We start from the raw sequence: 10842 nt of genomic DNA on the forward strand, positions 1-10842 counted from the left end.
ACCAGCGCCGCGCCAAGCCGCGCATCAGAGAGCACCAAAGAGCACACCATGTCCACACCCAATCTCACCGTTTCCGCCCTCACCCTGGCGGTCCTGAACACGCTGTCCGGCAACGCCTGGGCCGACGCCGCATCCGCCGACGCCGCCATCCCCGAAGTGATCGTCAGCGGCGCCCGCGTGGCGCCCGGCCACGCCTCCGTGGCCGGCTTCAGCGACATGCCGCTGATGCAGACGCCGGCCGCCGTCACCGTGCTGACCTCGCAGCAGATGCTCGACCGCGACATCCGCAGCACCACCGACGCGGCCCGCTACGAGGCCGGCCTGAGCGACGCCTACAACGCCGTCGGCTACTCGGAGCAGTTCTCCATCCGTGGCTTCAAGCTCGACAACGCCACCAGCTACCGCAAGGACGGCATGGCCATCTCGGGCGACACCCAGATCCCGCTGGAGAACAAGGAACGGCTGGAAGTGCTCAAGGGCCTGTCCGGCCTGCAGGGCGGCGCGTCCGCGCCGGGCGGCATGATCAACTACGTCGTCAAGCGCCCCACCAGCGCCGCGCTGCGTTCGTTCGTGCTGGAGGAGCGCGAGCGCGGCACCGTGTACGGCGCCGTGGACCTGGGCGGCCGCTTCGAGGACAGCCGTTTCGGCTACCGCTTCAACGCCGCCGCCGAGCGCCTGCGCTCCTACATCAAGGGCGCCGACGGCAACCGCAAATTCATCTCGGGCGCCATCGACTGGCAGATCTCGCCGCAAGCCCTGCTGCGCCTGGACGCCGACTACCAGACCAAGTCCCAGGTGTCGGCGCCCGGCTTCCAGCTGCTGAACAACGTCTCGCTGCCCGACATCGCGGCCGACAACATGCTCAACAACCAGCCCTGGAGCCGTCCGGTGGAGACCACCAGCAGCAACCTGGGCCTGAGCTTCGAATACCAGCTGGCGCAGGACTGGCACGCCACCGTGCGCGCCAACCAGCATGAGTTCAAACGCGACGACTACACGGCCTTCCCGTACGGCTGCTCGGCCCAGCAACTGTACCCCGGCTTCTGCGGCAACGGCGACTACGACGTGTACGACTACATCAGCCTGGGCGAGAAGAAGTCGCCGCTGAACGTGCAGGCGCTGCTGCAGGGCAGCCTGGCCACGGGCGCCGTGCGCCACGCGCTGACCGTGGGCGCCACCTGGTTCCGCAACAGCGAGAAATGGGGCGACTACGTGTATGACTACGCCGGCGTGAGCAACATCTACCATCCGGTGGTGGTGCCGCCCGTCGACCGCACCAGCGGCCCCGTGTCCGAACGCCGCCGCAGCAGCGAGAGCGCCGTGCTGGCCCAGGACATCGCCAGCCTGACCGACACGCTGGCGCTGCACGCGGGCGCCCGCTACGCCAAGCTGAAGCGCGATGAGGTGGTCGACGCGACGCTGCCGGCCGTCCACACCGACAAGGGCTACTGGCTGCCCAACGTGGCGCTGGTCTATAGTCCCGCCGCCAACCTGTCCGTCTACGGCTCGTATGCCCAGGGCCTGCAATACGGCAGCGTGGCGCCGATCGGCACCAGCAACGCCCAGCAGGCGCTGGACGCCGGCAAGTCCAAACAGTTCGAAACGGGTGTGAAGGCGGCGCTGGCGCCGGACCTGAGCATGACGGCCGCCCTGTTCCAGATCCGCCAGGGCCTGGAATACATCGACGCGTCCAACACCTGGGTGCGCAACGGCCAGGACCAGCACCGCGGCATCGAGTTCACGCTCGACGGCAAGGTGACCAAGCAGCTGGCCATGGGCGTCACGGCCACGGCCCTGCACACGCTGGCCAGCGACACCGGCCGCGCCGACATGGACGGCAAGCGCGTCACCAACGTGCCGGCCTTCAAGTCCAGCGTCTACGCCGACTACGCCGTGCCGCAGGTGCGCGGCCTGAACCTGAACGCCAACTGGCAGTACGCCGGCAAGAAGGCCTTCGACGCGGCCAACACGGTGATGGTGCCGGCCTACCACGTGGTCAACCTGGGCGCGGCCTACGCCACGCGCGTGGCCGGCACGGCCACCACCTTCCGCGCCCACATCGACAACGCGTTCGACCGCTTCTACTGGCGCGACGTGACCCCGGACCTGGGCGGCTACCTGTTCCCCGGCGCCAAGCGCACGTTCCGCGTGTCGGCCCAGTTCGACCTGTAATCAGGGATGCCGCCGCGCCGGCATGGCGCGGCGGCTGAAACGATCAGAAGATGTATTGCAGGCGCATGGTGAAGCTCTTCGCCGCGCGCCCGCTGTTGCGGCCGATCAGATAGGCCGCCTCGTATTTGAGTTCCTGCCTGCCGATGTCGCGGCTGCCGAAGACGGCCGGCCCCGCGCGGTGCGACTGCCGGTTCAACGGCAACCAGTCATTCCACTTCCCCACTTCGCCGAACGCCTGCAACCCCGGCTGCAACCAGCTTTTCCAGCGGTGCTTGACCTGCAACTGGTACGCCATCTCCATCGGCCCGCCGGCTTCGGTGCGGTAGTCGCGCTGGAAGAACACGTTGGCGTTGAACTGGGTGCGGCCGATTTCCGTTTGCAGCACCGGGCCGATCTCCAGCGCATAGCCCTCGGCGCGGTCGCGCGGGCGCTCGATCTTGGTGTGGATCGCCAGGTCGAACGGATACTGGCCCTGGGTCAGCATATAGTCGTTCTGCCACGCCAGCTCCTCGTACACGGCGCCGCCACCATTGAACTTGACCCAGGTGCCATACAGCTCCGTGTACCAGCGCGACGTGACGCCGTAGCCGACGCCGATCTCCGGCGCGGCCACGGTGCGGCCGTGGTAATGGGCGTTCCAGTATTTGTAGTCGACGGAGGCCTGGCCTTCCACATCATAGGCGGTGACCATGTAATAGCCGGTATCGGCCAGGGCGAGGCCGGGCAACAGGGAGGCAAGCGCGATGAGTTTTTTCATGGCCGGCGATGGTGGGCGAGTGGCGGATGGCTCAATTTAGCGCGCCGCCCGGCCGATTGCAACGAAAAAGGCCTGCGCCGTGTCAGCCGCCTGACAGATCGCCGGAGTGCGCGCCCAACAGCGCGTCCACCTGCGCCAGCCGCTGCTCCAGGCTACCCTGCACCATCGTATAGGGCATGGCGCGCCGCGCCAGCTCCTCCAGCAGCATATCCTGGACAATGCGGCTGACCTGTTCACATTCACGGTGCAAGCCGTCGGCCACCCATGGGATATCGGGCGCCATCACCAGCGTGCGGTGGTAGCGGTGCTGATCGACCAGCCGTTCGAGCTGGGCGTCGATCCCGCCGAAATAATGGCGGCTGTAGACGGCCGTCATCAGCGGCGTCGTATCGCAGAACAGCAAGGCGCGCGCATGGGCGGCGGCCGCGTCCTCGCGCTCGACCTGGGTGCGGGCGATCGGGTACTGGTCTTCGGCCACGGGAACGCGGCCATGCGTGTCGACGAACTCGCGCAGGTATTCCGGCACCCACAGCGTGCCGTGGCGTTGCGCCAACGCGGCCGCCAGCGTGGACTTGCCGGACGACGCCGTGCCCAGGATGGCGATGCGCAGCGGCCAGGCCGGTGCGCTCACTTGAACACCATGCCCGGTTGCGGCGTCTTGCCGTCGGCGCCGCCCTCGCCGCCCTCGTCCTCCGCCACGCGGTTCCAGGCCAGCAGGCCCGCCACCGCCATGGCCACGAAGGCGCCGTACAGCACGGCCGTCAGCAGCAGGTGCTTGTGGACGTAGAGCGCCACGTACAGCACGTCGACGATGATCCACACATGCCAGTTCTCGACTTTTTTGCGCGACAACAGCAACTGGCCCACCAGGCTGCCGGCGGTCAGGAAACCGTCCGCGCGCGGCACGTCGGTGTCCGTGTAGGTGCGCAGGAACCAGGCCAGCAGCACGAAACCGATCAGCCAGCCGGCCGCGCACGCCACGCGCCCGCGCGCGCCCAGGCGCGTGACGGGCAACTCGGCGTGGCGCGCGTCGCCATGCAGCCACTGGTACCAGCCCCACACGGAAACGGCGATGAACACCAGTTGCAAGCCCATGTCGCCATACAGGCTGGAGCCGAAGAACACCATGCCGTAGGTGGCCGAGGACAGGATGGAGAACAGCCAGGCCCAGTGGGTCTGGCGGATATTGAGCCACACCGTGATCACCGACAGGACGAAGGAAATCAGCTCCAGCGGCGTGGTGACAAAGCCCATCAGGACCAGGATATCGTTCATCGGGAGGAAAGGCGGCGGGCGGAAAATGGAAGGGAAAGATTATAGACCATTGCGCCGTAACAGGGACAACGGTGGGGGACAACGGCGGGCACAACGGCGGGCACAACGGCGGGGCCGGCGCCGCGCCGTCCCCGCCCCTGTTTTACTGCTTCGGATACTTGATGCGCATTTCCTGCAGCAGGTTGTCGGCGTGGTCCACCTCCTTCATCACCCACAGCATGTAGCGGATATCCATGTGGATGGCGCGCGTGATGTCGCGGTCGAAGTACCAGTCCTTGGTGATCGATTCATAGGTCGAATCGAAGTTCAGGCCCACCAGTTCGCCGCGGCGGTTCATCACGGCCGAGCCGGAATTGCCGCCCGTGGTGTCGGCGCTGGTCAGGAAATCGACCGGCACCGTGCCCAGCACGGGATCCTTGAACTGGCCGTAGCGCTTGGCCTTGATCGCCTCCAGCAGCTTGGCCGGCGCGTTGAACGGCTCCTTGCCCGTGTGCTTCTCGACGATGCCCTCGACGGTGGTGAACGGACCCTTGGTCACGCCGTCGCGCGGCGAATACGGCGACACCGTGCCGTAGGTCACGCGCAGGGTCGAATTGGCGTCCGGGTACACCGGCTTGCCCTGCGACTGCTTCCACGCGATCACGGCCTGCATGTATTGCGGGATCACCCGTTCCAGGTTGCCGTCCACTTCCTTGCGCCGCTCCTCCAGCGCCATCGCCACGTCATTGAGCTTGACGGCCAGCTTGAGGAAAGCGTCGTCGGAGGCGGCGACGGCCGCCGCGTCCTTGCCCAGCCAGCCCAGACGGGTGGCCGTGTCGCCCAGTTGCGACTGCTTGTACAGCGCGGGCACGGCGTCCACGGCCGGCAGCAGCGCGTCCACGCCCCGCGCGTGCATGGCGGCGGGCAGGCGCGCATAGCGCTGCAGCGCGGCCACGTAGCGGGCCTGGTCCACGGCGCCCACGTACGACTGTTCCAGCCGCGTCAAGCGCGCCTTGATGAAGGTCAGGTCGCGCTGCTGGTAGCCCGGCTCACGCGCGGCGTCCGGTTTGCGTCCTTCCAGCGCCAGCCGGTACAGGGTGCGCGCGCTTTTCAGCAGGTCGCTGTTGGTGGCCACGTACAGGCCGAATTCCTCGTTGCTGAGCGCGATGTCGGCGGCGATCGCCGCATCGAGTTCGGCCAGCAGCGTCTTCGACACCTTGGGCTGGGCCGCGTACCAGGCGCGGAACTGCGCGTCCTGCACATCCTTGATGGCGGCGATGTCCTTGCGGGCGAAGCCATCGAGCAAGCCCTGGGTCTTCTTCATCACGTTGTTGAGGCCCTTGGCCACGCTGGCGTAGCGCACCGCGTCGGCCGCGCTGCCCTTGGTGGCGGCCGCGATCACGTCCAGGTCGGCCTGGAGCTCGGCCGCCTTGGCCGGATAGGACACGTCGCGCGCGTCGCGGATCTCGGACGGCAGCTTGTAGCGGCTGGTGCGGCCCGGATAGCCGGCCAGCAGGATAGGGTCGCCGTTCTTCAGGCCCTCGGCCGACACCACCAGGAAGTCCTTCGAGTGGTAGGGCACGTTGTCGGGCGACGGATCGGCCGGACGGCCATCCTTGCCCACATAGGCGCGCAGGAACGAGTAGTCGCCGTCGTGGCGCGGCCATTCGTAGTTGTCGATGTCGCCGCCGAAGTTGCCGATCATGTCGGCCGGCGCGTACACCAGGCGCACGTCGCGTATCATCATCTGGCGGATGCGGTAGTACTCCAGCCCGCGGTGGAAGGCCGGCACCGAGCAGCGGTACATCTTGTCCGTCTCGCATTCGGCGATCAGGGTCTTGATGGCCGCCTCCACCGCCTCGTGGCGCTGGCGGCCGCTCATGTCCGGCTTGACGGCGCCCAGCACGCGCGCGCTCACGTTCTCCACCTTGTCGGTCACGTAGACCAGCGTGTTCGGGCCGCCCGGCAGTTCCTCGGCGCGGGTTTTGGCCAGGTAGCCGTTGGCGATGTAATTATGCTCGGGCGTGGAGTTGCGCTGGATCGCGCCGTACGCGCAGTGGTGGTTGGTGACCACCAGCCCGGCGTCGGACACGAACGAGGCCGAGCAGCCGCCCAGCGACACGATGGCGCTCATCGGATGGCGCGACAGGTCGGCCAGCTTCTCGGCCGGGATCTCGATCCCGATCCGCTTCAATTCGGATTTCAACTGCGGCAGCTGGTGCGGCTGCCATTGCCCTTCGTCGGCGTGGGTCGTGCCCGCGCATAACAGGACGGCCGGGAATACTAATTTTTTGAACAAGATTTGCCCCCTGAAAGTAAATTCAGCGGGAGTATATGCCTTCTTCCCGTGGCTGAACATGGTTTTCCGCGCCCCGCACCCGCACCCCGTCGAAGCGCAGGGTCAGCACGCCGCCGCGGCCCGCCACGAAGGGCTCCACCTCGAATCGCCCGCCGAGCGCCGCCACCCGCTCGGCGATGCCGATCAGACCGAACGAGCCGGTCTTGGTCCGTTGCCCGGGCGCGATGCCCACGCCGTTGTCGGCGATGCGCAGTTCGAGCCGGCCCCCGTCCACCGTCAGCCGCACGTCGACGTCGGTGGCGCCGGCATGGCGCAGCACGTTGACCAGCGCCTCCTGCAAGCTGCGGAACAAGACGATGGCCAGCTCGGGGTCGACCGCCTCCACCACGGCCTCGGGCGGCAACTGCAGCCGGCATGCCAATCCGCTGCGCTTGCGGAATTCGGCCGCCTGCCATTCGAGCGCCGGCTGCAGCCCCAGGTCCAGCACGGCCGGGCGCAAGTCGTTGATGATGCCGCGCACGCTGCGGATGGTGGCGTCCACGTTGCCGAGCACAGCGTCGACCCGCGCGCGCAAGCGCGGGTGGCGCGCCTGCGTGCGCGCGCGCAGGGAAGCGATGTCGAGCCGCAGCGCCAGCAGGTTCTGGCCCAGTTCATCATGGATTTCGCGGGCGATGCGCTTGCGCTCCTGTTCCTTGATGGTGGCCAGATGACCGACCAGCTGCCGCTGGCGCTCGCCCGCGCGCTGCAGGGCCGCCTCGGCGCGCTTGCGCTCGGCCACCTCGCGCCGCAGGCGCACGTTGGCCGCCGTCAGCTCGGCGGTGCGCGCCACCACGCGCGCATCGAGCTCGCGCGACAGCTCGAGCAGGGCCTGCTCGGCGCGTTTGCGCTCGGTGATGTCGGCGAAGACGGCGATGTAATAGTCGACCACGCCGTCGTCGCCGCGCACCAGCGTCATCGACATCTGTGCGGTGAACGGTGTGCCGTCGCGCCGCTGGTTGTGCACCTCGCCCTGCCACACGCCATGCGCCAGCAAGTGGTCGCGCGCCGCCGTGTGGTAGCCGGGCGGATGGGCGCCGGGCCGCCCCAGGAAGGCGGGATCGCGTCCCAGCGCCTCCTCGGCCAGATAGCCGGCGCAGCGGGTGAAAGCCGGGTTGACGGCCACGATGCGGCGCGCGCTGTCGCACACCAGCACCACCTCCTCGATGCTGTCGAGCACCTGGAAGGCGCGCCGCCGCGCCGCGTCGCGCGCGTGCTGGTCGCCCATGGCGGTGAGCACCATGCGGCACACCGGCCCGGCCGGATCGAGATTGGCTTCGATGCGCACGGTGCAGCCGTCGTCCGCGCCGTCGCCGCCGAACAGCGGCAATTCCAGCGCGCCATGCGTACCGCTGGCGAACATCGCGGCCAGGAAGCGGCGCAGCGCCGCCTGCGCGTCGGGCGCGACGAATTGCTCGAACGGCCGCTCCAGCAGTTGCGGCCGGGGACGTCCCAGCAGGCTGGCGGCGGCCAGGTTGGCGCGGCAGATGCGCCCGTCCAGCGTCACCGACAGATAGCCGGCCGGCGCCTGGTCGTACAGGGTGGCGAAGCGTTCCAGGTCGGCCTCGGCCGCATCGCGCTGCTGCTGGATGGCGGCCAGCGCCGCGTTCTGCATCTCCAGCTCGATCTGGCTCACCTGCAGCAGCTGCAGCTGGCGCCGCAGGTCGGCCTGGCCGTCCGCCGGCGCGCCGGGCGCGGCCGGATCACGCGCGGCGCGGCCGGTCATGGCTCGCTCGCCCCGCCCTGCACTGCGCGCAGGCGCGCCTCCAGCTGTTTGGCCTCGGTGATGTTGATGAAGGTGACCACCACGCCGTCGATCACATTGTCCACCGTACGGTAAGGCATGATGCGCACCCGGTACCAGCGCCCGCTGCGGGTGGGCACCTGGTGTTCGCAGTACACCAGCGTGCGCAGCACTTCCCGCGCGTGCTGCTCCAGGTCCGGATAGTCGAGGTCGTTGACGATGTCGCCCAGCGGCCGATTCAGGTCCGACGCGATCAACTTGTAGATCTGGGTGGCCTGGTTGGTGAAGCGCCGGATGCGCAACTCGTTGTCGAGGAAGATGGTGGCGATGTCGGTGCTGTTGAGCAGGTTCTTCATGTCGCCGTTGACCATCGACAGGTCGTCCACCTTCGACTGCAGCTCGGCGTTGACGGTGTACAGCTCCTCGTTGAGCGACTGCATCTCCTCCTTCGAGGTGGTCAGCTCCTCGTTGGTCGATTGCAGCTCCTCGTTGGTCGACTGCAGCTCCTCGTTGGCCGATTTGAGCTCCTCGCGCGAGGCCTGCATCTCGTCGCGCACGGTCTGGATATCGAGCCGCGCCTGCATCAGCTGCTGCTCCAGCTCCTGCACCCGGGGATTGCTGGAACGGCTGCGGCGACGCTGCGGCGGCAGCGCCGCCACGGCGAACGTGACCAGGATCATGCCGGTCATGGGGGCGCCTTCCGGCATCGCCTCGGCCGTCAGGTCCACCGCCAGCGGCGCCGCGTCGCCCTCCTTGAGCACCAGGCCGCGCACGGCGATGATGCCGGCGCCGTGCGCGGCGCGCGCGATCAGGTCGGCCAGTTCGAAACGCAGCCCCTCGCGCGCCATGGCATGGATGTTCCAGTTGGCCTTGCCCGCGGCCGGCTCCAGGAAGGCGCCGGTGCGGCCGTGGATGTACAGGATGTCGCCCTGCGGGTTGAGCAGCGCCGCCGCCGGCGTGTGCTTGCGGAGCAGATGCTGCTCCACCTGGTGTTGTAGGTTGCCGCTCATGGATGGTGTGCGCGATTCATTCGCGGAAGGTGGGATCACGTTGCTGGCCCGGGTGGGGAAATAGTGTGACACGCGCTGGTCGGCGCCGTCCAGCCGCCGGTAGATCCGGCCCGAGCCCGGCAGCGCCGCGAACAGGTCGGTGAAGCGGCCGGGGGTGTCCGCGCTGCCCAGGATCAGCAGCCCGTCATGCTTGAGGGCATAGTGGAACAAGGGGATCAGCTGCTCCTGCAGCTTGATGTCGAAGTAGATCAGCAGATTGCGGCAGCACAGGATATCGAGCTTGCTGAACGGCGGATCGGAGATGATGTTCTGCGCGGCGAAGATGATGCTGTTGCGCAGTTCCTTGCGGATGCGGTAGCCCTGCTCCTCGGCCACGAAATGACGCTGCAGCCGCTCCGGCGACACGTCGGCCTCCACGCTGCGCGGGAAGCGCCCCTGGCGCGCGCGCTCGATGGCGTCCGGATCGAGGTCGGTGGCGAAGATCTGCAGCGTGTAGTCGGCCGCGGGCGCCAGCCGCTCCACCACCTCGGCGAACACGATGGCCAGCGAATACGCCTCCTCGCCCGTGGAGCAGGCCGGCACCCATGCCTTCAGCGCCAGCCCGTCGGGATGGGCCGCCAGCATCTCCGGCAGCGCCGTCAGGGACAGGTAGTCCCACACCTTGGCGTCGCGGAAGAACTGGGTCACGCCGATCAGCAGCTCCTTGAACAGCAGCGCCACCTCCTGTGGATTGTCGCGCAGGTAGTCCACATATTGCTCTATGGCGCCGCACTGGCGCAGCGTCATGCGACGCTCGATGCGCCGCAACACGGTATTGAGCTTGTAGCCGGAGAAGTCGGCGCCCATCTGCTCTTGCAGCAGCTGGTACAGCTCGTGCAACGCGTTGCGCCGGCCATGGTCGGCTGCGGCCAGCGTGAAGGACGGGCGGCGCCAGTGCTCCAGGATCAGGGCCGGCATATCGGCCGGCGGCGCCACGATGTCGGCCGCGCCGGCGTCGATGGCGCTGCGCGGCATGGGGTCGAACCTGGCCGTTTCGGGCGTTTGCGCCAGCGTCAGGCCGCCCTGCACCTTGATGGCCTGCAGGCCGCGCGTGCCGTCCCCGCCCATGCCCGACAGGACGACGCCGATCGCGCGCTCGCCGCAGGCGTTGGCCAGCGCCTCGAAGAACACGTCGATCGGCAGGCGCAGGCCGCGCGTGGCGGCACGCGGCAGCAGGGTCAGGGCGCCGTTGGCCAGGCCAAGGTCGTGGTTGGGCGGAATCACGTACACGCAATCGGCCTCGATCGTCATGTGATCGGCGATCTCGCGCACCCGCATCGGCGTCACGCGCTGCAGCAGTTCGGGCAGCATGCCCCGGTGCTGCGGGTCCAGGTGCTGGATGACGACGTAGGCCAGGCCGCTGTTGGCCGGCACGCTGGCCAGCAACTCGCTGATCGGTTCCAGCCCCCCGGCGGAGGCGCCGATGGCCACCACCGGCACGGCATCGCCCGCCACGGCGGCGTCGGAGGGGGCGGAAGATAGCGCGGTGGCGTGCTTGGTCATCGTGGCATGCGTTGGGCTGGAGATGGGC

7 protein-coding genes are annotated in these 10842 nt (G+C 68.2%); 1 reads left to right on the forward strand and 6 read right to left on the reverse strand.

The features are described 5' to 3' along the window. Positions 1-48 precede the first annotated feature (48 nt). Complete coding sequence (locus AC1RQG_RS10775) at positions 49-2172, forward strand: TonB-dependent siderophore receptor (protein ID WP_493131093.1); 2124 nt, start codon at positions 49-51, stop codon at positions 2170-2172. 43 nt (positions 2173-2215) lie between these two features. Here the strand turns inward: AC1RQG_RS10775 and AC1RQG_RS10780 are convergent, their stop codons facing one another. The 6 genes from AC1RQG_RS10780 to AC1RQG_RS10805 form a co-directional block, all read right to left on the reverse strand. Further along, positions 2216-2929, reverse strand: a complete 714-nt coding sequence (locus tag AC1RQG_RS10780; RefSeq protein ID WP_493131095.1) for a hypothetical protein — start codon at positions 2927-2929, stop codon at positions 2216-2218. Positions 2930-3011: 82 nt separating this feature from the next. Then, the gene (locus AC1RQG_RS10785; protein ID WP_493131097.1) at positions 3012-3560 is read right to left on the reverse strand and encodes an AAA family ATPase; all 549 of its coding nucleotides are present in this window, start codon (positions 3558-3560) and stop codon (positions 3012-3014) included. Beyond that, positions 3557-4204 (reverse strand): nicotinamide riboside transporter PnuC, encoded by a 648-nt coding sequence (pnuC, locus tag AC1RQG_RS10790; protein ID WP_493131099.1) that lies wholly within the window; start codon positions 4202-4204, stop codon positions 3557-3559. The genes AC1RQG_RS10785 and pnuC overlap by 4 nt, the downstream gene beginning before the upstream one ends. 142 nt (positions 4205-4346) lie before the next feature. Further along, on the reverse strand, positions 4347-6542 hold the full coding sequence (locus tag AC1RQG_RS10795; RefSeq protein WP_493131101.1) for a S46 family peptidase: 2196 nt from the start codon (positions 6540-6542) through the stop codon (positions 4347-4349). After that, positions 6505-8244: a PAS domain-containing sensor histidine kinase gene (locus AC1RQG_RS10800; protein WP_493131103.1), complete on the reverse strand. Its 1740-nt coding sequence runs from the start codon at positions 8242-8244 to the stop codon at positions 6505-6507. The genes AC1RQG_RS10795 and AC1RQG_RS10800 overlap by 38 nt, the downstream gene beginning before the upstream one ends. Next, on the reverse strand, positions 8241-10814 hold the full coding sequence (locus AC1RQG_RS10805; RefSeq protein ID WP_493131105.1) for a chemotaxis protein CheB: 2574 nt from the start codon (positions 10812-10814) through the stop codon (positions 8241-8243). The genes AC1RQG_RS10800 and AC1RQG_RS10805 overlap by 4 nt, the downstream gene beginning before the upstream one ends. Between the last annotated feature and the right edge of the window lie 28 nt (positions 10815-10842).

It is taken from the genome of Rugamonas sp. GW822-FHT03B10 (assembly GCF_058801745.1).

What these genes read in the sequence shown, in the direction of transcription:
- AC1RQG_RS10775 (WP_493131093.1), top strand. Translation starts at nt 49, where the DNA reads ATGTCCACACCCAATCTCACCGTTTCCGCCCTCACCCTGGCGGTCCTG.
- AC1RQG_RS10780 (WP_493131095.1), bottom strand. Translation starts at nt 2,929, where the DNA reads ATGAAAAAACTCATCGCGCTTGCCTCCCTGTTGCCCGGCCTCGCCCTG.
- pnuC (WP_493131099.1), bottom strand. Translation starts at nt 4,204, where the DNA reads ATGAACGATATCCTGGTCCTGATGGGCTTTGTCACCACGCCGCTGGAG.
- AC1RQG_RS10795 (WP_493131101.1), bottom strand. Translation starts at nt 6,542, where the DNA reads ATGTTCAGCCACGGGAAGAAGGCATATACTCCCGCTGAATTTACTTTC.
- AC1RQG_RS10800 (WP_493131103.1), bottom strand. Translation starts at nt 8,244, where the DNA reads ATGACCGGCCGCGCCGCGCGTGATCCGGCCGCGCCCGGCGCGCCGGCG.
- AC1RQG_RS10805 (WP_493131105.1), bottom strand. Translation starts at nt 10,814, where the DNA reads ATGACCAAGCACGCCACCGCGCTATCTTCCGCCCCCTCCGACGCCGCC.